Genomic DNA, 229 nt, shown 5'->3' with positions numbered 1-229 from the left:
CCACAAACCGTCAAAGTCAAAGACGCACAACTGGAATGGCGTGAAATCCTCTGTGAAACCAACACCACAGAAGATGTTGTTGCTGAACTGCAACGTGCCCTGGAAGAGAAAGACTACAACCCAGGCCCTATCGATGGTGTTTACGGCTGGCAAACCATGAATGCAGTGACTCGTTTCCAAAAAGACAACGATCTGCCTTCTGGTCAACTGACCATTCAAACACTGCGTC

At 48.5% G+C, this 229-nt stretch carries 1 protein-coding gene; it reads left to right on the top strand.

Annotated features, from left to right (window positions below; genetic code table 11):
• Positions 1-229, top strand: a 229-nt coding sequence (locus Q4563_RS23310; protein ID WP_303606241.1) for a peptidoglycan-binding domain-containing protein, incomplete at both ends; no start/stop codon positions are given.

It is taken from the genome of Gilvimarinus sp. 1_MG-2023 (assembly GCF_030548285.1).
Note: the sequence above shows the minus strand (reverse complement) of the source record. Positions and strands in the feature narration are given on the sequence as shown.